Origin of the sequence: Mycolicibacterium canariasense (assembly GCF_002101555.1) — a bacterium.
In the GTDB taxonomy this organism is placed as follows: Bacteria; Actinomycetota; Actinomycetes; order Mycobacteriales; family Mycobacteriaceae; genus Mycobacterium; species Mycobacterium canariasense.
Genome location: NZ_LQOL01000068.1, coordinates 80394 through 101257, shown reverse-complemented (window position 1 = coordinate 101257; position 20864 = coordinate 80394). Strand labels below are relative to the sequence as shown.

The window sequence follows — 20864 nt, the reverse complement described above, 5'->3', positions numbered from 1 at the left end:
ACTAGTACTTCAGGACACCCCGGTCGACGGCGATCTGGCTGCCCGACAGCGTCGCCGAACCGTCGCCGGCCAACCAGGCCACCACGTTGGCGACCTCCGCCGGCTCCATGAACGCCGCCAGTCCCTCGTTCTTGCCGTCGGTCACCTTGTGGTAGGGCATCGGGGCAAAGCTGTGCAAGAAGCTCGGGAACTTCGCGAAGATCGCGGCCATGGCCTCGGGCTCGATCATCGGGGTGTCGATCGAGTACGGGTGGATGGAGTTGACCCGAATGCCGAACTCCCCCACCTCAAGCGCCAGCGAGTTGGTGAGCGCGACCAGGCCATGCTTGGACGCCGCGTAGTGCGAGTTGCCCGGGGTGGCCTTGAGGCCTGCCGAGGAGCTGACGATGATGATGGAGCCGCCGTTCCCGGCCTCGATCATGGCCGGAACCGCCGCCTTGATGGTGCGCCAGGTCCCGTTGAGGTTCACGTCGACCACCGTGTCCCACTGTTCCGGCGTGAGTTCCCACACCCGACCCCAGCTCAACACGCCCGCGTTGGCGACCACGACGTCGAGCCGGCCGAACTGTTCCACGCCGTCGGCCACCAGCTCCTGCTGGGCGGCCAGATCCCGCACGTCGACGGCGCGGGCCAACACCTTGCGCCCGGCCGCTTCGACGCCGCGCACCGTCTCGGCGAGATCCTCGGGGTTGGCGGCCGGGTAGGTGATGGTGTCCGAGACCGGCGCGCAGATGTCGGCGGCGATGATGTCGGCGCCTTCCTGCGCCAACCGAATCGCGTGGGCCCGTCCTTGGCCGCGCGCGGCCCCGGTCACGAACGCCACACGTCCCTCGAGCGATCCGTTCGCCGCTGCCATCGCCGGTCCTTTCGTCAGCCCGGGCCCAGGCTAGCAGCCGGACTGAAACGTGTTCTAGTAATCGATCGGGTCACGGATGATCGGGCACGTCATGCAATGACCACCACCTCGGCCCCGTCCCAGCTCGGCGCCGACGATGGTGATCACTTCGATGCCGGCCTTGCGCAGCAACGCGTTGGTATGGGTGTTGCGGTCATAGGCGAAGACGACGCCGGGCTCCACGGCGACCAGGTTGTTACCGCTGTCCCACTGCTGTCGCTCCGCGTCGTAGCGGGTACCACCGGTCTCCACCACCCGCAGTTCGGCCAGTCCCAACGCCGCGGCAACCACTTCGATGAACGGTTTGGTCTCCTCGATCACCTCCACACCGGTGCCCGGGCGGTCGGCTGGCAGCAACGTGAACGGGGCGATGCCGTCGACGATGCCGGGATAGACCGTGACGACGTCACGGTCGGCGAAGGTGAAGACGGTATCCAGGTGCATGGCCGAGCGTAGCTTCGGCATGCCGGCCACGATCACCTTCTCGGCCGCACCAGCGGCGAACAACCCCGCGGCCACCTGGGTGATGGCCTGCCGCGACGAACGCTCGCTCATCCCGATCAGCACGACGCCGTTACCGGGGACGAGCACGTCACCGCCCTCCAGAGTGGCCAGCCCCCAGGTCTTCTCGGGGTCGCCCCACCACACCGTCGAACCGACATAGTCGGGGTGGAACTGGTAGATGGCCTTCATCAACAGCGTCTCGTCATGCCGCGCCGGCCAGAACAATGGGTTGAGGGTCAGTCCGCCGTAGATCCAACAGGTGGTGTCGCGGGTGTAGAGGGTGTTCGGTAGCGGCGGCATCAGGTATTCGGTGACACCGCTGTCCTCTCGGGCCAACGTCCGGTACCCGGTCCGCACGTCGGCCGGCAGATCCCGGATGGACATGCCACCGATGAGCAGCTCCGACAACCGGCGCGGTGGCAGCGAATCCAGGAAATCCCTGGTGTCGTCCACCAGGCCAAGCCCGACCTCGTTGGCGACGATCTTGCGGTCCAGCAGCCACGTTCTGGCCTCGGCGATCGCCATGGTCTCGGTGAGAAGATGGTGCAGCTCAACGACTTCCACGCCGCGATCACGCATCTTGTCCATGAAGTCGAAATGGTCTCGGCGGGCATTCTGCACCCACAGCACATCGTCGAAGAGCAGGTCGTCGCAGTTGGTCGGAGTCAGGCGCTCATGTGCCAGACCCGGTGAGCACACCAGCACCTTGCGCAGGGCGCCCACCTCGGAGTGCACTCCGTATGCGGCCGAAGGTCGCGTCATGACTGGTCCTTTCAGATCTGGATGGACCCGGAGACGAGTCCGTGGATTCCCGCGATGGCCCCGGCCACGATGACCACCAGCAGGATAACTTCGGCAGGCTCCCGGCGCGCTTTCACTTACACCAGGACAGCGCCGGGTGATCCCAGCCGGCGGCGTGCACCAGAAGGACGATGCGGCGGCGGTCGGGACCAATGACCTTCGGTCACCGCAAGTTTCGCGGGTCGCCATCGGCGTCGCGCGTAGGCAGGGCGGGCAGGAAGCAATGCGCCGACGGTGGTCAGGTGAGCACCCGGCACGAGGTGCCACCCGCGCACGGACCCGCGGGGACGGGCTGTCACGCGTACCTGAGCTCGCTACAGCTCCGCGATGATCTGCTGGCGCTTGCTGGCGTATTCGCCCTCCGAGATCGCCCCGGTGGCGCGCAACGTCTCCAGTTCCTGCAGGCGCTGAGCCGCCGACGGGGCGGGGGGCGCCGGCGGGGCGTAGGACGCCGGTGGCGGGGCCGCGGCGGCGGTCGGCGCGGCGGCCTGCTGCTGCGCGCCGGCGCGGCGCACCACCGCCTGCACCTGGGCCCGGGCGGAAGGATTGCTGCGCAGGTCGATCATGCTGTTCATGCCGATGTTGTTGGCCTTGAGAATCTGCAGGATCTCCATCAGCGGGCCGGCTTGCCCGGACAGATCGTAGGTGCGGCGGTCTTCCTCGATGGTGAACGTCGCCGGAACCTGGCCGTTGACCAAGGCGCTGCGTTCCCAATCGATGTGGAACTGATTGGTCGCCGGGTCCACCAGCACCACGACCTTGCGTGAGGTGAGGGTGCCCAACCGGGTGACACTGGCGATCACGCGGTCCTCGGCGCTGAACGGCGCGATGCCGGGGCCGGAGATGGCCAGATTGAGTTTCACCAACGGTTGGTCGTTGATCCGGGTACCGGTTTCGCTCATACCCGTGATCTGCGCCAGCGCGAGCACGCCGGTGGCCTCCAGGGCCTGGGTGCGGGCGGCGGACTTGGCGCCAAAGTTGGCCAGCGCCAAGGCAATCAGCACATCGGCGGCGGTGACCAGCAGGCCGGCCCAGAACATCCACTTCAGCAAATAGCTCTGGCCGGTGGCGAAATACACAACCAGGAATATCGGTCCGACCAGGCCACCGCACAGCAGCACCATCAGCTGCGCTTTCACGTATCGCCACACCATGCGCCACGCTCCGTTCGAAATGGACGGGGTCAGATTAACGCCATCCAGCACATTTTGGCGGAGCGCCGAAATCATTTGGGCACTTCCCACGAGCAACTGTATTTGCGTCGGCAAACAATGCCGGCGATGTCCCCCATTTGACGGACCCTGCCATCCCCCTTCATGCCTAAAATTGCATGTGCTTGAGCGGGGACCGGACAGTCGGGGTGTCCACGTGTCTGAGCGACAGGTGATCCAGCGCGGCCAGGACCTTGCCATCATCCTGCTCAACGCCGTCGCCCTGGTCGCCGTCGCCAGCACACTCCTGCTTCCCGGTACCCCCGAACGTGCGACCGGGGCAATCCTGCTCGGCCTGGTGGGCAGCTGGGCCGCGTACCGACTGTGCACACGATCGCGCGCACTCCCGTTCCAGCTGGCCGACTTCTGTTACGTGCTGATCGTCTCGGCGGCGATTCCGTTGTTCGACCCGCGGCCCGAGAGTCTGTACATCAACTCGGTGCCCCAGGTGATCGCCGGCACGGCGGTCATCGCCTTCACCATGGCGAATCCCCCACGGATCAGCTTTCTGGCATCGGCGCTGATCGCCGTGGCGTATGCCTTCGGCTGCGCACAGCTGGTCGGATGGCATGGCGCCGCGCAGGTTCCGATGCTGTTCTACATGGTCGGCATCGAATGGGCCATCGTGGCAGCACTGCTGGCCACCGGGCTGGCCATCGCCCGGCAGCTGGACCAGGCCCGCGCCGAAAATCACGACGCGGCACTGCGGGACGCCATCGCCGCCGCCGTGCGCGACCACGAACTCGAACACCTGGCGCTCGTGCACGACACCGCCGCGTCGACCCTGTACCTCGTCGGCGAGGGCGCCGACATCTCACCGGATCGCATTGCCGCCCAAGCCCGCCGGGATCTGGAGCTACTCACCGGCGGGCCCGCGCGTTCGGAACCCATGCCCGATACCGACATCGTCGCCGCGATTCGGCGCGAGGTCTCGCACCTCCCGGCACAGATCGAGCTGTCCGGTCTGCCCAGCCTCGTCCTGAGCGGGCGCACGGCCCGCACGGTGCTCGCCGCGGTCCGCGAAGCGCTCAACAACGCCGAACGGCACGCCCACGCGTCGCGCATCGAGATCGACGTCGCGCCCGGAATCATCACCGTGATCGACGACGGCGTCGGCTTCGACCCGGACACCACCACCCTCGGCCACGGCGTCGCCGAATCGATCGTCGCCAGGATGCGCCGCATCGACGGCAGGGCGACGATCATCTCGCTGCCGGGCACCGGAACCAGGGTGACGCTGACCTGGGACCAGGCTCCGTGTTCCGCGACCATCAACCCGATCTTCGACGATATCGACCATCTCACCGAGCGGGTGCTCATCCAGTTCGGGCTCGGCATCGTGGTTTTCGGGCTGGTCCAGCTGATTGTCGGGGTGCCGTACGCCGCCGCCCACACCGAGCGGCCGCTGGCCCAATTCGTGCTGGGCGGGCTGGCCGCCCTCGTCGCCATCGCCGGCGTGCCCAGGGTGCTCGACCGGGGTCCCAACCTCACCATCCCCGCCCTGACGGTGATGGCCGCGGTCATCGTGGCGCAGTCGCTGTCGCTGCCCGCCGAGCTGCTCGGCGGCCCAGCCCAGTGGCCGCTGGTCGCGTCCGGGCTGTGCGTGCTGCCCTTCCTACTGCGCTGGCGGATCCGGTATGCCGCCGCGACGATGCTCGCCTTCTGGCTGGGCACCGCGATCCTCACCTTCGTACGGCAGCCGGGTATCGAGATGGCATTCAACCTGGCCCTGTACACCGCGGGCATCGCCCTGATGCAGATGTTCGCGCTGGCCTTCCCGGAACTGCTGCGCAACGCGACCGTCGCGGCGGCCGAGGAGATCCGCCAGCGCTGGGCGATGGCCGACCGGCACCGCATCGCCGAGGCCCTGCATGACGACTATGTGCGCCGGACGTCGAAACTCATCCGCGGCGTGTTCCCGTTGCTGCAGACCTTGAGCACCGGCGCCGTCGACACCGAGACCAGGCAGCGGGCCCGGCTGGAATCGCGCCGGTTGCGGCTCTACATCTTTCAGTCGCGCACCTTCAGCCATCCCCTCGTCGCCGAGTTGCGCACGGCCGTCGATGCGGCCGACCGGCGCGGGGTGGTCGTCACCATGAACGCCGACAACGATCTGCCACAACTGGACGACGACACTCGGCGCCAGATCCTGGCGCCGCTGCGGACGGCGCTGGCGCATGCCAAGGAGCACGCCAGGATCGGCTTGACGGTGGCCGGCGGTGAACTGATCGCCAGCATCATCTGTGACACCGCCGGAGGCCCCCCGGCGCATTCATCCGATACCGAACCCCGCATCGAGGTCACGGCCATCGGCGACACGGTGTGGATCAGCGTGCACCATCGGCTTCCGGGCTCACCGACGGTTGCCGAGGCCCACCAGCACAGCATCGCCTGAGCCCGGCTATTATCTTCCCATACGTCAATATGGTTAGCCAGGGTTGCTAATTCGGGCCATCCGGGCATTGTCTGCGAGTAGAGTCCTGATCCGAAGAATTGCGGGGGTGTCGAATCGGTGGTGTCATCTATCTCAGGTGAATTGCATGGATAGAGCCAAAGAGCGTGGGGTCTGCGATGCCGGGGTGGCCATCCCGGTGGCGCTGATCGATGACCATGACGTCATTCACGCCGGCGTCAAGGCCTGGTTCAGCGCTACCGATCCGCCGATCGATCTCGTCGCCAACTACCCCGACCCCTCGTCGTTCCTCGCCGAACACCCGCAGGCCGACGGCAGCATCGAGGTCGTGCTCTTCGACCTGCAGTACGAGCGGTACCGGCCCGAATTCGAAAGCCTCCGGGAGGTCTGTGCGGCGGGGCATCGTGTCATCGTCTACTCGCACATGTCCACCGACGAGGTCATCCTGAGCAGTCTGGACGCCGGCGCCATGACCTTCCTGGCCAAGGGTGAGGACAAGCAGCACCTGTTCGACGCGATCTACGCCGCCCACTCGAACACCCCGTACGTCGGTCCGCGGATGGCAAAGGCCCTGTTCAACGACCGCACGGTCGGTCGTCCGGGATTGAGCACCCGGGAACGCGAGGTGCTGATCGCCTGGTTCCAGACCGAGAACAAGGAATTCGTCGCCAAGCGGCTGTTCATCGAACCGTCCACCGTCCGCACCCATCTGCAGCGGGCCCGGGCCAAGTACGCGGCCGTCGGCCGGCCGGCGCCGACCAAGGCGGCACTGATCGCCAGGGCCGTCCAGGACGGCATCCTCAGCATCGACGACCTATGAAACTCCCGCGCCCAGATCGACGTCCGCCCGATTCCACTCGCACAAACCGGCCCGAAGGTCAGTTTGGGCGGCGACAGGGAAAACGAAAGCGGCGCCCACCGCATAGGTGGGCGCCGCTCTCGCAGCAGAACTCAGATCACTTGATGATCTTGGTAACCCGGCCGGCGCCGACGGTACGGCCACCCTCACGGATGGCGAACCGCAGACCCTCGTCCATGGCGACAGGCTGGATCAGCTTGACGGAGATGTCGGTGTTGTCACCGGGCATCACCATCTCGGTGCCCTCGGGCAGGGTCACCACGCCGGTCACGTCCGTGGTACGGAAGTAGAACTGCGGACGGTAGTTGTTGAAGAACGGCGTGTGGCGGCCACCCTCGTCCTTGGACAGGATGTAGACGCTGCCCTCGAACTCGGTGTGCGGGGTGGTGGTGCCCGGCTTCACGATGACCTGGCCGCGCTCGACGTCCTCGCGCTTGACGCCACGAACCAGCAGACCGACGTTGTCACCGGCCTGGCCCTGGTCGAGCAGCTTGCGGAACATCTCGACACCGGTGACCGTGGTCTTGGTGGTGCCGGGACGGATGCCGACGATCTCGACCTCTTCGTTGACGTTGATCACGCCACGCTCGACGCGACCGGTCACCACGGTGCCACGACCGGTGATGGTGAAGACGTCCTCGACGGGCATCAGGAACGGCTTGTCGGTCTCGCGGACCGGGTCCGGGATCGACTCGTCGACGGCGTCCATCAGGTCCTCGACGGACTTGACCCAGGTCGGGTCACCCTCGAGCGCCTTCAGGGCCGAGACGCGCACGACGGGGGCGTCCTCGTCGAAGTCCTGAGCCGACAGCAGCTCCCGGACCTCCATCTCGACGAGCTCGAGGAGCTCCTCGTCGTCGACCATGTCCGACTTGTTCAGGGCGACCAGGATGTAGGGCACACCGACCTGACGGGCCAGCAGCACGTGCTCGCGGGTCTGCGGCATCGGGCCGTCGGTGGCGGCCACCACGAGGATGGCGCCGTCCATCTGGGCCGCACCGGTGATCATGTTCTTGATGTAGTCGGCGTGACCGGGGGCGTCCACGTGGGCGTAGTGGCGCTTGTCGGTCTGGTACTCAACATGCGAGATGTTGATGGTGATACCGCGCTGACGCTCCTCGGGCGCATTGTCGATCTGGTCGAATGCGCGCGACTCGTTCAAATCGGGGTACTTGTCGTGCAGAACCTTGGTGATTGCTGCAGTCAGCGTGGTCTTGCCGTGGTCAACGTGACCGATGGTCCCGATGTTGACGTGCGGCTTCGTCCGCTCGAACTTCGCCTTCGCCACTGTGGTGTCCTCCTGGACTTGTTGGTGCTTGTACTAAGCAGTGTTGATGTTTTCAGTTGTGGTTCCGCCGAGGCGGAGCGGATCACAGACTACTGACCCGTTGCCTTCGCTGATCCGATGGCTCGCCTCCGGGTCAGCTCCACTCCTCAGCGCTGGAGCGCCTGGATGCTTACTGACCCGTCGCCTTCGCGATGATCTCCTTCGACACGTTCGCCGGAACCTCGGCGTACGAGTCGAACACCATGGAGTAGTTGGCCCGGCCCTGGGTCTTCGACCGGAGGTCGCCGACGTAGCCGAACATCTCCGACAGCGGCACCTGCGCCTTGACGACACGCGCACCGCTGCGCTCCTCCATGGCCTGGATCTGGCCACGGCGGGAGTTCAGGTCGCCGATCACGTCGCCCATGTAGTCCTCGGGCGTGGTGACCTCGACGGCCATGATGGGTTCGAGGATCACCGGCTGCGCGGACTGGGCCGCCTTCTTCAGCGCCTGCGAACCTGCGACCTTGAAGGCCATTTCCGACGAGTCGACGTCGTGGTAGGCGCCGTCGAGCAGCGTCACCTTGACGTTCACCAGCGGGTAGCCGGCCAGCACGCCGTACTGCATGGCATCCTGCGCACCGGCGTCCACCGACGGGATGTACTCACGCGGGATACGGCCACCGGTGACCTTGTTCTCGAACTCGTAGGTCGCGCCGTCCTCGCCCTCGAAAGGCTCGAGGTTGATGATGACCTTCGCGAACTGGCCCGAACCACCCGTCTGCTTCTTGTGGGTGTATTCGACGTTCTGCACGGCGCGGCGGATGGTCTCCTTGTACGCCACCTGCGGCTTGCCGACGTTGGCCTCGACCTTGAACTCGCGCTTCATGCGGTCCACCAGGATGTCCAGGTGCAGCTCGCCCATACCGCCGATGACGGTCTGGCCGGTCTCCTGATCCAGGTGCACCTTGAAGGTGGGGTCCTCTTCGGCGAGCTTCTGGATCGCGGTGCCCAGCTTCTCCTGGTCGCTCTTGGTCTTGGGCTCGATGGCCACCTCGATCACCGGATCGGGGAAGGTCATCGACTCCAGCACGATCTGCTGGTTCGGGTCGCTCAGGGTGTCACCGGTGGTGGTGTCCTTGAGGCCGATCACCGCGTAGATGTGGCCCGCACTGGCCGTGTCCACCGGGTTTTCTTTGTTGGAGTGCATCTGGAACAGCTTGCCCAGCCGCTCCTTCTTACCCTTGGTCGAGTTGATCACCTGCGCACCGGAATCGACCTTGCCCGAGTACACCCGGACGTAGGTGAGCTTGCCGAAGAACGGGTGCGTGGCGACCTTGAACGCCAGCCCGGAGAACGGCTCGTCGGCCGACGGCTTGCGCGAGATGATCTCGTCTTCCTTGCCCGGGACGTGGCCTTCGGCGGCCGGGACGTCCAGCGGGTTGGGCAGGTAGTCGATGACGGCGTCGAGCATGGGCTGTACGCCCTTGTTCTTGAACGCCGAGCCGCACAGCACCGGGTAGGCCTCGCTGCTGATGGTCAGCTTGCGCAGGCCGCCCTTGATCTCCTCGACGGTGAGCTCCTCGCCGCCCAGGTACTTCTCCAGCAGCGCCTCGTCGGTCTCGGCGACGGCCTCGATCATCGCGGTGCGATACTCCTCGGCCTTCTCCTGCAGATCAGCCGGAATGTCGACCACGTCGTACTTCTCACCGAGCTTGGTCTCGCCGCGCCACACCTTGGCCTTCATCTCGACCAGATCGACGACGCCCTCGAACTCGTTCTCGGAGCCGATCGGCAGCTGGATCGGGATCACGTTGGCGCCGAGGCGGTCCTTCATGGTCTGCACCGAGAAATAGAAGTCGGCGCCCAGCTTGTCCATCTTGTTGACGAAGCAGATGCGCGGGACGTCGTACTTGTCGGCCTGACGCCACACCTGCTCGGACTGCGGCTCGACGCCTTCCTTGCCGTCGAAGACGGCGACGGCACCGTCGAGCACGCGCAGCGAGCGCTCCACCTCGACGGTGAAGTCGACGTGGCCGGGGGTGTCGATGATGTTGATCTGGTTGTCGTTCCAGAAACAGGTGGTGGCGGCGGAGGTGATGGTGATACCCCGCTCCTGCTCCTGCTCCATCCAGTCCATCGTGGCGGCACCGTCGTGCACCTCACCGATCTTGTACGAGATACCGGTGTAGAAGAGAATGCGCTCGGTCGTCGTCGTCTTGCCGGCGTCGATGTGCGCCATGATGCCGATATTGCGGACCTTCGTGAGGTCGGTGAGCACGTCCTGTGCCACGGCTAGATTCCCACTCTTTCGCTTGGTTGGTGCTATTGGTGTGCACGCCGGCTCGGCTTCGAGCCGGCGCTCAGATCACCAGCGGTAGTGCGCGAAGGCCCGGTTCGCCTCGGCCATCTTGTGGGTGTCCTCGCGTCGCTTGACGGCGGCACCCAAGCCGTTGCTGGCATCGAGGATCTCGTTGGCGAGGCGGTCGATCATGGTCTTCTCACGGCGGGCCTTGGAGAAGCTGACCAGCCAGCGCAGGGCCAGCGTGGTCGAGCGCTCGGCCCGCACCTCGACCGGCACCTGGTAGGTGGCGCCACCGACGCGGCGGCTGCGCACCTCGAGGGACGGCTTCACGTTGTCCATGGCGCGCTTCAGGGTGACCACCGGATCCGTGCCGGTCTTCTCACGAGCCTGCTCCAGCGCACCATAAACAATGCGCTCGGCCAGCGATTTCTTCCCGTCCAGCAGGACTTTGTTGACCAGCTGGGTGACCAGCTGCGACCCGTAGACCGGATCGTTGACCAACGGGCGCTTCGGCGCGGGACCCTTGCGCGGCATCAGCTCTTCTCCTTCTTCGCGCCGTAACGGCTACGTGCCTGCTTGCGGTTCTTGACACCCTGGGTGTCCAGCGAGCCGCGGATGATCTTGTAGCGCACACCGGGGAGGTCCTTCACACGACCACCACGCACCAGCACCATCGAGTGCTCCTGCAGGTTGTGGCCCTCACCCGGGATGTACGCGGTGACCTCGACCGCGCTGGTCAGGCGAACACGCGCGACCTTACGAAGCGCCGAGTTCGGCTTCTTCGGGGTGGTGGTGTACACGCGGGTGCACACGCCACGGCGCTGCGGGCTGCCCTTGAGCGCCGCGGTCTTCACCTTGGCGACCTTGTCGCGGCGACCCTTGCGGACCAGCTGGTTGATGGTTGGCATGTACCGGCTTTCTGTGTTGCTTCGTTACTGCTGTCTCGATTGTGCGTAAGTCTCTGTACTGCTGTTTCCGCCCCGCCGCTTACCCCGCGACCGGGCGTGTCGCACGCACCAGAAACCCATCCGATCGATAGCATTCCGATGCCTGCAGACATACGAATCCGCCCGGCGCACAGGCATACCGACCGTTTTCCGGCAGCATGCGGCCCTGTCGACCAGGCACGGGGATCCACAATACCAGGGGTGCCCGCGCGCGACCAAACCCGTGCGTAACGGCCTTATCGCAGGTCAGACCCGGGCTGGAACAGGACGTTAACGCTTCTGCATCCCCGCCGCCAGCCGGAGCACCATGTCGGTGAAGACGGCGTCGGTGTCGATATCGTCCATCACCCCGGTCATCTCCAGCAGCACGAAGCCGTGCAATGCGGACCAGAATTCCAGGGCGGCGTAGAAGGCGTTGTCGCCGTCGATCCCGTAGGAAGCCAGCGCCTCCAGCACGGGACCCGCCGCGGCCCTGGTGGCGGCGGTGTACTCGGGGTCGTCACCGCCCAGCGGCATCCGGGTGAAGGCGGAGTACCGGCCCGGGTGGTGGTGGGCGTAACTGCGGTAGGCGCTGGCCATCGTGACGACGGCGTCGTCCCGGGTACGGCCCTGACCGACGGCATTGAGCATGCCGATGATGTCGTCGATCACCCGCATCCGGACGGTACGGCGCAGGTCGTCCAGGCTCTGCACGTGGTTGTACAGCGACGGGCCCTTGGTGCCGAGCTGGGTGGCCAGGGCATTGATGGTCAGGGCATCCCAGCCTTCACGGTCCAGGAACACCAGTGCCGCGTTCACGATGGCATCGCGACTGAGTTTGGTCACTCGCGCTGCCATTTTCTCTTGATCCTTCGCTCGTTCGTGCCGGGTCCCGGCTCTCGGGTCAACGAAGGACTCTAGTTCACGCGGTCCTGGCTGAGCTGGGCCAGCTGTTCGGTGATCGTGCACAGGTCGGGCAGCATGGCCGGATTCATGGTCTGGATGGACCACGTGATGACGTCGTCGCCCTTGGCCACGTAGATGCTGCAGGCGTTGGCGTCGAACGCCTTGAACCCCTGGTTGCCGTCCACCGCGAGTTCGACGAGGGTGCGTCCGGCCTGCTGTTCCAGGCGCCGCTCGGTGTCCATGTCGCTACCCCGGTACCACCAGGTGGAGATGCCCATCCCGGCCCCGAACGAGCCGATCAGCGTGTTCTCCTGCCAGAAGCAGCCGGCATCGCTGACCACGGCCGCACCGAACATCGCCTTGCCGGCCGCCGCGGCGATGTCCGCGTCGGTGATGCCGTTGCAATCGGTGCCACGGAAGCCCGACTGCTCGGCGGCCGACGGTGCCGGGGTGCTCGGCCGGGTCCGCTCCCCCGCCTCGCCGCAGCCGGCGACCAGCGTGGCCGCCGTGCACAGCACGATCGACGCCGCCCGCATGTCAGAGATCCGATTTCAGGGTCGCCGACAACAGCCTCTCCGCGTCCGGGCAGGGGTCACCGGTGGACTGGTGACGGTACTGCACCCACCAGCTCAGCACTCCGCCGCCGCCGGCAGCGGTGGCAGCACACGCGACACCCACGCCGTCGCGCCTGGCCAGGAAGCCGTTGTGGCGTTCGACGACGGTGTCGGTGATCTGCGCACCCCGGTCGGCGGCCAGGGCGCGCTCCCGGTCGAGGGTGCCGGTGTCGAACCAGGCGAACACCACGTCGATCACCGCACTGCGGCGGTCCAGGACGTACTGGCACACCGCCCCGCTGTACGGGCGGACGACCTTGTCGGCACCGAGGGTCTGGGACACCGTGCTGTCCTGTAGCAGGCCGCAGCGGTTGTCCGCGTACCCGTAGCTGCGGTCGTCGGCCGGCCCGCCCGGGGTGGCCAACCGCGCCGTGCCACCGACGGTCTGATTGCATCCGGCCAGCGAGAGGGCCGCGACGACCACCCCCACCACCGCCCGATTGCCATGCCGACGCATCGAGCTCACGCTACCGAGGGACAACGCCCGCGGCGACCCCATCCCGCCGATCCGGCAACCGGCGATAACACGTTCTACCGTGGTCGCGGCAACGTACTCTTCTCAGGCAAAGGGAGGTGGCGAAGGTGACGGTGCAGACGATCCTGCGGTCCGCGGTGGCATGTGCTGCGGTGGTTGCGGCGGCCATGGCTTCGGCGGCGGCACCCGCGGGCGCCGAGAACGGCGACACCCACATCACCGGCCAGGGTGTGGAGCAGACGCTGGACTGCAACAACGCGACGCTGTTCGTCACCGGCACCGGGAACACCATCAACGCCAAGGGCAGCTGCTGGGGTGTGGCGCTGCAGGGATCGTCGAACATCGTGATCGCCGACAACGTGGTCAACGACATCACCGTGTACGGCTACGACCAGACGGTGATCTACCACTCCGGGGACCCCGCCGTGATCGACCGCGGCCGTGAGCTCGGGATGGCCAACCGCATCAACCGCGCGTGACCTTGTGCGACAGCTGCTCGGCCTGCTCCTGGTGTGCTGTGCGGCCGCGTGCGCGCCGGCCCCGCTCGAGGTGAGACCGGTGTCGACGACGGTTCCAGGGTTCCCGGGGCCCGCGGTGCCCCCACTGTCGGATGCGGCCCGGGCGGTCGGCTTCATCGACGTGCGCTCGATAGTGCCCGACGCCGTCGTCGACCTGCGCTACGCCACCGCGGACAACTTCGTCGGGGAGCCCCTGTATCCGGCCGGAGCGCGTTGCCTGGTGCACGAATCGTTGGCCGACGGTCTGGCAACCGCCGCCGCCCGGCTGCGCGCCGACGGGCTGGTGCTGGTGTTCTGGGACTGCTACCGGCCGCACGACGTGCAGGTGCGGATGTTCGACGTGGTGTCCAACCCGGCCTGGGTGGCCAAGCCGGGACCGTACTCGAAGAGCCACGAATCGGGCCGGTCGGTGGATGTGACGACGGCGAGCAGCACCGGGCTGACCGATATGGGCACGGGTTTCGACGATTTCACCCCGGTGGCCAACGCCTATGCCACCGACGGGGTGAGTGCGGTCGCGCAGCGCAACCGGTCGGTGCTGCGGGCGGCGATGACGGCGGGCGGATTCGCCCCGTATGCCGGGGAATGGTGGCATTTCGACGGTCCCGGTGCGGGCGAGCGACGGCCCATCATCAACGTGCCGGTCACCTAGGCTGGAGGTGTCGTCGGCTGGATCGGGACCAGAATCGAGGGAAACATGCGATCCGTACACATCGTTGGTTGGGCCGTCGCGGCGTTGCTGACCGCGGGCCTGGCGGGCTGCGGCGCGGACAACTCCGACACGCCCGCGCCGACCGCCACCGCGGGCACGTCGGGCGCGCAGGTGGAGATCGGCAACACCATCAACTACGGCTCGTTCGGCACCTCCGCCGAAATCGATTGCGCCCAGGGCAAATCCCTCAACATCGGCGGTTCCAACAACACGCTGACCGTGAAGGGGACCTGCTCCAGCGTGAACATCGGCGGGGCGGACAACAAGCTGACCTTCGAGCATGTCGACAGCGAGATCAGCGTGGTCGGGCTGAACAACACCGTCGTCTACAAGGACGGCAGCCCCAAGGTCGACGACCTGGGGTCGGGTAACAAGATCAGCAAGGGCTAATCGGCCCGGGCGCCGTGCCGGCCGGCCCCGTCGGCGAACCGCTTGGCCCCGGCCACCGATTCGGCGGCCACCCGCTGCAGGCTACCGAACTCGAAATCCATTGCGGCCTCCTCGGATTCACCCCACTGGCGTAGGACCGAGAGCCGGTCGGCACGCAGGCACAGCTGCGGCAGCGCGGCCAGTTCGGCGGCCAGGTCCTCGGCGGCCCGGCGCGCGTCACCGGTGGGGACCACCCGGTTGGCCAGCCCGATCGCCAGCGCCTCGGCGGCGTCGACCGCCCGCCCGGTGAGGATCAGATCCATGGCACGGCTCTGCCCGATGAGCCGGGGTAGCCGCACCGTGCCGCCGTCGATCAGCGGGACACCCCAGCGCCGGCAGAACACCCCGAACACCGCGTCCTGTTCGGCGATCCGCAGGTCGGCCCACAATGCCAGTTCCAGCCCACCGGCCACGGCGTAGCCGGCGACGGCGGCGATCACCGGTTTGGACAGCACCATCCGCGTCGACCCCATCGGCCCCGGACCGCTGCGGTGGGTCTGGTTCATCTCCGGAGTGCCGAAGGCCTTGAGATCGGCTCCGGCGCAGAAGGTTCCGTTGTCACCCCAAAGCACGGCGACGGCCGCCGAGTCGTCCTTGTCGAAATCGTCGAACGCCGCGTACAGCTGCGCCGCGGTGGGACCGTCGACGGCGTTGCGGGCCTTCGGCCGGTCGATGATCACCGTGGTGACCGGTCCGTTGCGCTCGACGCGGACCCCTCCCCCGGTCGCTTCGCTCCTGCCCGCCGAACCTGTCACGTCGCCTCCACCTTGTCGCGTAGCGCCGCCAACTCGGCGGCGAATTCCTGGTAGGCACTGCGCAGCGCGTCACCCGGCCAGCCGGCGGGCAACAACTCCGCGGGCAGGACCGGGTCGGTCACCAGGTGCCGGACGATGCCGGCCGCTGCCACGAATCGGGCCGGTATATCGCGGGCGCCCGCCATGTCGTCCAGCAGGGCGCGCCCGGTACGGTCCCACGCCGGCAGATCCCACAGCAGTGCTGCGAGCCCGGCCGCGTCGTCGTCGCGGGAGCGCAGCACCCGTACCCGGTCGCCGGCGGGCACCGGCTGGGTCAGGTTGTCGGGCCGCAGCCACAGACCTTCACGGAGCTCACCGAACCGGCTGTGCACCAAGGTGTTCCGCAGCTCGGCTCGGCTGCGCGCATCGGCGCCGACGGCGGTGATGACCAGGGTGAGCCAGTCCCCGTCCCAGTTCCGTACCTGGGGCGCGATGGCGTCGTCCTGCCTACGCTGCCGGGCCAGCAGGCGTTCCGACAGCCGGTAGCCGTCGTCGGAGCGGACCAGATCCCCGGCGCCGACCATCCGGGTCAGCGCCACCCGCAGCGTGGGCTCCTTGATGTCGAAATCCGATGTCAGCCGGATCAATTCGGCCGTCGTCGCCCACGCCGGGTGTGCGCCGAGCAGCACGCTGAGCACCACGGATCTGGCCGTCAGCCGCAGCATCTCACACCCCGGAGGTGCGGCGACCGTAGTCCCCCAGCGGTTCGTCGCGGTGGCGCACCGCCTCGCGGAAACCGTGCGCGGTCGCGTCGGCGACGAAGGCGTGCCCCTCGGGGGTGTGCCGGGCGATACCGTCGAACACCGTGCTGACCATCTGGCTGGTGGCCACGCCCTGCTGCAGCAGCGCCGTGTTGCATGCCAGCTTGGCCATGATGAGCTGGTTCACCGGCATCGCGGCGATGCGTTCGACGAGGCGTTCGGTCCGCTCGTCCAGGTCGTCCGGCGCGGGCGCCTCCACCGCCAAGCCCCACTCGGCGGCCTGCGCCCCGGTGATGCAATCGCCGGTGAACAGCAGCCGTTTCGCGCGCTGGTCACCGAGCCGGTGCGCCCACAGACCGGCCGCGGGCACGCCCCACACCCGCATCGGCGGATAGCCGATCTTGGCGTCAGCCGCCGCGATCACCTGGTCGGCGTGCAGCGCGATATCGGTACCGCCGGCGACGCAGTAGCCGTGGATCTTGACCACCGTCGGCTTGTCCGCGCGCATCAGGCTGGCGAAGCCGCGGACGAAACGGCTCATCATCTGATAGTCGATCATCGGGTCCCAGGGCCGGTCCGGCAGGTGGTTGACGGCCTGCGTTCGGCCGTCCAGCACCGTGCCGTCGTAACGGCCGTCGCCGCCGGCCGATGAGGTGCCGTCGGCGTAGGCGGACAGGTCGAATCCGGCGCAGAACCCGTCACCCCGCCCGGATACCAGGATCACGTGCACCGCCGGATCCAGGTCGGCCCGCTCGACGCACGCCGCGAGTTCCAGCGGGGTTTCGGCGACGATCGAGTTGCCCTTCTCCGGCCGGTTGAAGGTGATGCGGGCGACCCGGTCGGTGACCTCGTAGGTCATCGTTCTCAAGGGCGCCGTCTTCGAGTCGTTCACCCCTTCACCAGGGCACGCTCGAGGATCGGGGCCAGGTCCAGCCCGGCGGGCAGGGTGCCGTACGCCCCGCCCCACTGCCGGTCCAGCCGGGTGGCCAGGAATGCCTCGGCGACGGCCGGATGGCCGTGGCGGACCAGCAGCGCGCCCTGCAGCGCCAGGCTGATGTCCTCGGCGATCTTGCGGGCCCGGTACTCGATGTTGTCGAAGTCGCTCAGCTGCGCCTTGAGCGCGGCCACATGGGCGTCCAAGCGCGGTTCGGAAGCCTGGGCCAGCTCGTCGAACAGCACCTCCACACACTCCGGCCGGGTTGCCATGGCGCGCAACGTGTCCAGGGCACTGACGTTGCCCGAGCCCTCCCAGATGCCCATCAGCGGCGCCTCCCGGTACAGCCGCGGCATGCCGGACTCCTCGGCGTAGCCGTTGCCGCCCAAGCACTCCATGGCCTCGGCCGCGTGCGGCGTCGCGCGTTTGCACACCCAGTACTTGCCCGCGGCCAGACCGATACGGCGCAGCAGGGATTCGCGTTCGTCGCCGTGCACGGCCTTGTCGGTGGCCCCGGCCATCCGCATCGCCAGCATGGTCGCGGCCTCGGCCTCGACCGCCAGGTCGGCCAGCACATTGCGCATCAGCGGTTGGTCGATCAGATAGGCGCCGAACGCCTTGCGGTGCTGGGCGTGATGGACGGCGCGGGTCAGTCCGGTGCGCATGCTGGTGGCGCTGCCCAGCGTGCAGTCCAGCCGGGTCAGGTTGACCATCTCGATGATGGTCTTGACCCCGCGCCCCTCCTCGCCCACCAGCCAGGCGGTGGCACCGTCGTACTCGATCTCGCTGGAGGCGTTGGCATGGTTGCCGAGCTTGTCCTTGAGACGCTGGATGAGCATCCGGTTGCGGGTGCCGTCCGGCAGCACGCGGGGCAGCAGGAAGCAGCTCAAGCCGCCGTTTCCCCCGTCGCTGCGCTCGCCCCGGCCGGGAGCTTGGGCCAGCACCAAGAAGATGTCGCCCATCGGCGCCGAGGTGAACCACTTGTGCCCGACCAGGGTGTAGCTGCCGTCGCCGTTCGGGGTGGCCTGGGTGGTGCCGGCGCGCACGTCGGAACCGCCCTGCTTCTCGGTCATCGACATGCCCGCGGTGATCCCGGCCTTGGTGGCCGGCACCTTGAGTTCGGGGTCGTAGACGCGACTGGTGAGCAGCGGTTCGTAGATCGCCGCGAGTTCGGGGTTGAAGCGCAGCGCGGGTACGACGGCGTAGGTCATCGAGATCGGGCAGACATGCCCGGGCTCCGGGGTCCAGGCCGACATCTTGGCCGCCCGGACCACGTGCGCACCGGGCCGGTCGTCGGCCCACGGCGCGGCGTGCAGGCCGTGGGTGATCGCCGCGTTCATCAGCTCGTGGTAGGCCGGGTCGTATTCGACCTCGTCGATGCGATGACCGTAACGGTCGTGGGTGTGCAGGATCGGCACGTTGCGGTCGGCCAGTTCGCCCCAGCGCTGGGCCTGCCGACTGCCGCCGAGCGCACCGACCTCGTGCACCTCGTCGATGCCCCATTCGCCACCCTCGCGGATGAGCGCCTCGGCCAGCGCGGGGAAGGTGGCGGCGTTGTAGTTCTCCAGCGGCGGGACCTGATTGGTCACGACATGGGTATCTCGCATGTCTTCACTGTTACATTTTTTCGACAGTCGCACAAGATCTGTAATATGAGCGCGGTGAAGCCGAACTCCGCCCTCCGCGCCACCGACCTGGAACTCACCCTGGAGCCCGTCCCCGACAGCTCCGCCCGCACCGGCGTGCACACGCTGACCGAACTCGGCGGCCTGGAGATCGGCGTCTGGGAGATGACCCCCGGGGTGATGCCCGATGTCGAGGCCGACGAGGTGTTCGTCGTGCTCTCCGGTGCGGCGACCGTCGAATTCGCCGACGGGACAGCACCGTTGACGCTCGCCCCGGGCGACGTGGTGCGCCTGGCCGCCGGGACCGAGACGGTGTGGACGGTCACCGAGACCCTGCGGAAGGTCTACCTCGCCGGATGAGCGGCGAAAAACTGCCATAGGCGTTCGGTGGCGAACGGCGGCCATTCGTGGCCGCCGCCGGCGACCGTCATCAGCGTCACCCCGCGTCCGTCGGCACAGTCGGCCGCCGACGTCGTGACCGACCCATCGACGGTGACCACGGGCGCGGCGCACTGATCGACATTGCGCCAGAACGCGTTCAGCTCCTGGACGGGCGGCCCGTCGATATGCACGAACCCGTCACCGCGACCGCCGTCGTAACGGATCCGGGGGTCCGCGGTGCCGTGGATGTGCAGGACCGACGTCGGGTGCGGTGACGGGCACGGGTCCAGCTGGGTCGCCGAATCGGGTCCGATCGCGGCGAACACCGACGCGTTGCAGGCCAATGCGTAGGCCATCAGACCACCGTTGCTGATCCCGGTGGCGTAGATCCGCTTGGGATCGATATCCACCGTTCGCGCAACATCCGTCACCGCCGAGGTGATGAACCCGACGTCGTCGACGCCGTCGGTGGCGCTGCGCCCGCAGCAGCCCCCGCCCGCGTTCCAGGCCCGGCCCAGACCGTCGGGGTAGGCGACCGCGAACTTCGCGGTATCGGCCAATCGGTCCCAGCCATAGGTTCTTTCGGCCTGCGCCGCCGATCCGAACCCGCCGTGCAGCATCACCACGAGCGGGGCCTGCGGCGGCAGGTCGTCGGGTATGTACAGCAGATACGTCCGGTCGCCGAGGTGGCGCACCGTCGACCCCGCGGCCGCGGCGCTCAGACCGCTGCACCCGGCCACCAGCAGCGCGACGGCAAGCAGCGCGGCAGCCCGCACAGCCCTAGACGTTCTCGCGCAGGAAGGCGATGTCGTCCTTGCGGCCCTCTTCGGAGGTCTCGCAGATCACCGGGGCGTCGGCGGCCTTGACCACGGCGGCCAGCAGTTGCGGGTCGATCTGCCCCAGCCCGAAGTTGGCGTGCCGGTCGGCACCCGAGCCGGCGGCGTCGCGGGAATCGTTGCAGTGCACCAGGTCGATGCGGCCGGTGATGGACCGGATCCGGTCCACCGCGTCGACCAGTGCCTCCCCCGCCGCCCACGCGTGGCAGGTGTCCAGGCAGAAGCCGATTCCCTTGTCCCCGATGCGGTCCCACAACCGGGCGATGGTGTCGAAGTGGCGGGCCATCGCGTGGTCGCCGCCGGCGGTGTTCTCCAGGTACACCGGGACGTCGGTGTTCAGCGCGTCCAGGGCCTTGACCCAGCGCTCGAAGCCGGCGTCGAGATCCTTGTCGTCGGCGTGCCCGCCGTGCACGATCACGGCGGTGGCGCCGATGGCCGCGGCGGCGTCGCAGGTGTCCTGCAGAATCTTGCGCGACGGGATGCGCACCTTGTTGTTGGCCGAGGCGACGTTGATCAGGTACGGCGCATGCACGTAGAGCGGCACCGTCGAGGCCCGCAGGATCTCGGCGTCCTCACGCGGCGCCGGTTTCTTCCAGCTCTGCGGGTTGCCGAGGAAGAACTGCACCGCGTCGGCGCCGTCAGCGGTCGCGGCGGCCAGGGGATCTGCATTGTCGACATGCGAACCGATCAGCACGTCGTCCAGTCTAGGTGGCCCACGAGTGCAGCACCTCCGCGCCGAGACTACGGTTCATCGCGCG

22 protein-coding genes are annotated in these 20864 nt (G+C 67.5%); 6 read left to right on the top strand and 16 right to left on the bottom strand.

The genetic code is table 11. The features are described from left to right. Position 1: 1 nt before the first annotated feature. The 3 genes from AWB94_RS24175 to AWB94_RS24165 all read right to left on the bottom strand — a co-directional run bounded on the left by AWB94_RS24175 (position 2) and on the right by AWB94_RS24165 (position 3354). The gene (locus AWB94_RS24175) at positions 2–856 is read right to left on the bottom strand and encodes a mycofactocin-coupled SDR family oxidoreductase (RefSeq protein ID WP_062658090.1); all 855 of its coding nucleotides are present in this window, start codon (positions 854–856) and stop codon (positions 2–4) included. Positions 857–910: 54 nt separating this feature from the next. Next, positions 911–2161 (bottom strand): arginine deiminase, encoded by a 1251-nt coding sequence (locus tag AWB94_RS24170; protein ID WP_062658091.1) that lies wholly within the window; start codon positions 2159–2161, stop codon positions 911–913. 353 nt (positions 2162–2514) lie between these two features. Then, positions 2515–3354 carry a hypothetical protein gene (locus tag AWB94_RS24165; RefSeq protein ID WP_062658092.1) on the bottom strand — a complete coding sequence of 280 codons (840 nt, stop codon included), beginning with the start codon at positions 3352–3354 and terminating at the stop codon, positions 2515–2517. A 214-nt stretch (positions 3355–3568) separates the two neighbouring features. On the opposite strand from AWB94_RS24165, the gene AWB94_RS24160 reads away from it, so the two are divergent. After that, positions 3569–5806: a sensor histidine kinase gene (locus tag AWB94_RS24160; RefSeq protein WP_165605359.1), complete on the top strand. Its 2238-nt coding sequence runs from the start codon at positions 3569–3571 to the stop codon at positions 5804–5806. A gap of 145 nt (positions 5807–5951) precedes the next feature. After that, complete coding sequence (locus AWB94_RS24155; RefSeq protein ID WP_062658094.1) at positions 5952–6644, top strand: LuxR C-terminal-related transcriptional regulator; 693 nt, start codon at positions 5952–5954, stop codon at positions 6642–6644. Between the two features lie 136 nt (positions 6645–6780). On the opposite strand, the gene tuf is transcribed toward AWB94_RS24155, so the two are convergent. The 7 genes from tuf to AWB94_RS24120 all read right to left on the bottom strand — a co-directional run bounded on the left by tuf (position 6781) and on the right by AWB94_RS24120 (position 13158). Then, positions 6781–7971, bottom strand: a complete 1191-nt coding sequence (gene tuf, locus AWB94_RS24150) for an elongation factor Tu (RefSeq protein ID WP_024454172.1) — start codon at positions 7969–7971, stop codon at positions 6781–6783. A gap of 169 nt (positions 7972–8140) precedes the next feature. Further along, positions 8141–10243 carry an elongation factor G gene (gene fusA / locus AWB94_RS24145; RefSeq protein WP_062658095.1) on the bottom strand — a complete coding sequence of 701 codons (2103 nt, stop codon included), beginning with the start codon at positions 10241–10243 and terminating at the stop codon, positions 8141–8143. Between the two features lie 75 nt (positions 10244–10318). Further along, the gene (gene rpsG, locus AWB94_RS24140; RefSeq protein WP_062658096.1) at positions 10319–10789 is read right to left on the bottom strand and encodes a 30S ribosomal protein S7; all 471 of its coding nucleotides are present in this window, start codon (positions 10787–10789) and stop codon (positions 10319–10321) included. Further along, positions 10789–11163 carry a 30S ribosomal protein S12 gene (gene rpsL / locus AWB94_RS24135; RefSeq protein WP_019514018.1) on the bottom strand — a complete coding sequence of 125 codons (375 nt, stop codon included), beginning with the start codon at positions 11161–11163 and terminating at the stop codon, positions 10789–10791. Before rpsL ends, rpsG begins: the two co-directional genes overlap by 1 nt. A gap of 309 nt (positions 11164–11472) precedes the next feature. After that, the gene (locus AWB94_RS24130) at positions 11473–12039 is read right to left on the bottom strand and encodes a TetR/AcrR family transcriptional regulator (RefSeq protein WP_062658097.1); all 567 of its coding nucleotides are present in this window, start codon (positions 12037–12039) and stop codon (positions 11473–11475) included. A gap of 59 nt (positions 12040–12098) precedes the next feature. Continuing rightward, positions 12099–12623 (bottom strand): DUF3558 domain-containing protein, encoded by a 525-nt coding sequence (locus AWB94_RS24125; RefSeq protein ID WP_062658098.1) that lies wholly within the window; start codon positions 12621–12623, stop codon positions 12099–12101. A gap of 1 nt (position 12624) precedes the next feature. After that, entirely contained in the window at positions 12625–13158 is a 534-nt protein-coding gene (locus AWB94_RS24120; RefSeq protein ID WP_062658099.1) for a DUF3558 domain-containing protein, read from the bottom strand. A gap of 125 nt (positions 13159–13283) precedes the next feature. Here AWB94_RS24120 and AWB94_RS24115 point away from each other — a divergent pair, with 125 nt between their 5' ends. From AWB94_RS24115 to AWB94_RS24105, 3 genes are all read left to right on the top strand, one after another. After that, positions 13284–13655, top strand: a complete 372-nt coding sequence (locus AWB94_RS24115; protein ID WP_409365982.1) for a DUF3060 domain-containing protein — start codon at positions 13284–13286, stop codon at positions 13653–13655. Positions 13656–13725: 70 nt separating this feature from the next. Further along, complete coding sequence (locus AWB94_RS24110) at positions 13726–14346, top strand: M15 family metallopeptidase (protein WP_062658158.1); 621 nt, start codon at positions 13726–13728, stop codon at positions 14344–14346. Between the two features lie 45 nt (positions 14347–14391). Further along, positions 14392–14796, top strand: coding sequence for a DUF3060 domain-containing protein (locus tag AWB94_RS24105; RefSeq protein WP_062658100.1), 405 nt, complete (start codon positions 14392–14394; stop codon positions 14794–14796). Here AWB94_RS24105 and AWB94_RS24100 read toward each other — a convergent pair. From AWB94_RS24100 to AWB94_RS24085, 4 genes are read right to left on the bottom strand one after another with little or no spacing between them, the layout of a single operon-like run. Then, a complete protein-coding gene (locus tag AWB94_RS24100) occupies positions 14793–15590 on the bottom strand; it encodes a crotonase/enoyl-CoA hydratase family protein (RefSeq protein ID WP_062658101.1) in 798 nt (265 codons plus the stop codon). The two genes, AWB94_RS24105 and AWB94_RS24100, sit on opposite strands and share 4 nt — an antisense overlap. Beyond that, a complete protein-coding gene (locus AWB94_RS24095) occupies positions 15587–16294 on the bottom strand; it encodes a PaaX family transcriptional regulator C-terminal domain-containing protein (RefSeq protein WP_201029578.1) in 708 nt (235 codons plus the stop codon). The genes AWB94_RS24100 and AWB94_RS24095 overlap by 4 nt, the downstream gene beginning before the upstream one ends. A gap of 1 nt (position 16295) precedes the next feature. Further along, positions 16296–17222 (bottom strand): crotonase/enoyl-CoA hydratase family protein, encoded by a 927-nt coding sequence (locus AWB94_RS24090; RefSeq protein ID WP_409365983.1) that lies wholly within the window; start codon positions 17220–17222, stop codon positions 16296–16298. Continuing rightward, positions 17219–18871: an acyl-CoA dehydrogenase family protein gene (locus AWB94_RS24085; protein WP_062658103.1), complete on the bottom strand. Its 1653-nt coding sequence runs from the start codon at positions 18869–18871 to the stop codon at positions 17219–17221. Before AWB94_RS24085 ends, AWB94_RS24090 begins: the two co-directional genes overlap by 4 nt. A 45-nt stretch (positions 18872–18916) precedes the next feature. On the opposite strand from AWB94_RS24085, the gene AWB94_RS24080 reads away from it, so the two are divergent. Continuing rightward, positions 18917–19249, top strand: coding sequence for a cupin domain-containing protein (locus tag AWB94_RS24080; RefSeq protein WP_062658104.1), 333 nt, complete (start codon positions 18917–18919; stop codon positions 19247–19249). Here AWB94_RS24080 and AWB94_RS24075 read toward each other — a convergent pair. Both AWB94_RS24075 and AWB94_RS24070 read right to left on the bottom strand, forming a co-directional pair. Beyond that, positions 19234–20046 carry a CE1 family esterase gene (locus AWB94_RS24075; protein WP_062658105.1) on the bottom strand — a complete coding sequence of 271 codons (813 nt, stop codon included), beginning with the start codon at positions 20044–20046 and terminating at the stop codon, positions 19234–19236. The two genes, AWB94_RS24080 and AWB94_RS24075, sit on opposite strands and share 16 nt — an antisense overlap. Before the next feature lie 4 nt (positions 20047–20050). Continuing rightward, positions 20051–20800: a deoxyribonuclease IV gene (locus tag AWB94_RS24070; RefSeq protein WP_062658106.1), complete on the bottom strand. Its 750-nt coding sequence runs from the start codon at positions 20798–20800 to the stop codon at positions 20051–20053. Positions 20801–20864 lie beyond the last annotated feature (64 nt).

Coding starts and splice junctions, on each gene's coding strand:
- AWB94_RS24175 (WP_062658090.1), bottom strand. CDS start 856: ATGGCAGCGGCGAACGGATCGCTCGAGGGACGTGTGGCGTTCGTGACC.
- AWB94_RS24170 (WP_062658091.1), bottom strand. CDS start 2,161: ATGACGCGACCTTCGGCCGCATACGGAGTGCACTCCGAGGTGGGCGCC.
- AWB94_RS24165 (WP_062658092.1), bottom strand. CDS start 3,354: ATGGTGTGGCGATACGTGAAAGCGCAGCTGATGGTGCTGCTGTGCGGT.
- AWB94_RS24155 (WP_062658094.1), top strand. CDS start 5,952: ATGGATAGAGCCAAAGAGCGTGGGGTCTGCGATGCCGGGGTGGCCATC.
- rpsG (WP_062658096.1), bottom strand. CDS start 10,789: ATGCCGCGCAAGGGTCCCGCGCCGAAGCGCCCGTTGGTCAACGATCCG.
- rpsL (WP_019514018.1), bottom strand. CDS start 11,163: ATGCCAACCATCAACCAGCTGGTCCGCAAGGGTCGCCGCGACAAGGTC.
- AWB94_RS24130 (WP_062658097.1), bottom strand. CDS start 12,039: ATGGCAGCGCGAGTGACCAAACTCAGTCGCGATGCCATCGTGAACGCG.
- AWB94_RS24125 (WP_062658098.1), bottom strand. CDS start 12,623: ATGCGGGCGGCGTCGATCGTGCTGTGCACGGCGGCCACGCTGGTCGCC.
- AWB94_RS24120 (WP_062658099.1), bottom strand. CDS start 13,158: ATGCGTCGGCATGGCAATCGGGCGGTGGTGGGGGTGGTCGTCGCGGCC.
- AWB94_RS24105 (WP_062658100.1), top strand. CDS start 14,392: ATGCGATCCGTACACATCGTTGGTTGGGCCGTCGCGGCGTTGCTGACC.
- AWB94_RS24095 (WP_201029578.1), bottom strand. CDS start 16,294: ATGCTGCGGCTGACGGCCAGATCCGTGGTGCTCAGCGTGCTGCTCGGC.
- AWB94_RS24085 (WP_062658103.1), bottom strand. CDS start 18,871: ATGCGAGATACCCATGTCGTGACCAATCAGGTCCCGCCGCTGGAGAAC.
- AWB94_RS24080 (WP_062658104.1), top strand. CDS start 18,917: ATGAGCGCGGTGAAGCCGAACTCCGCCCTCCGCGCCACCGACCTGGAA.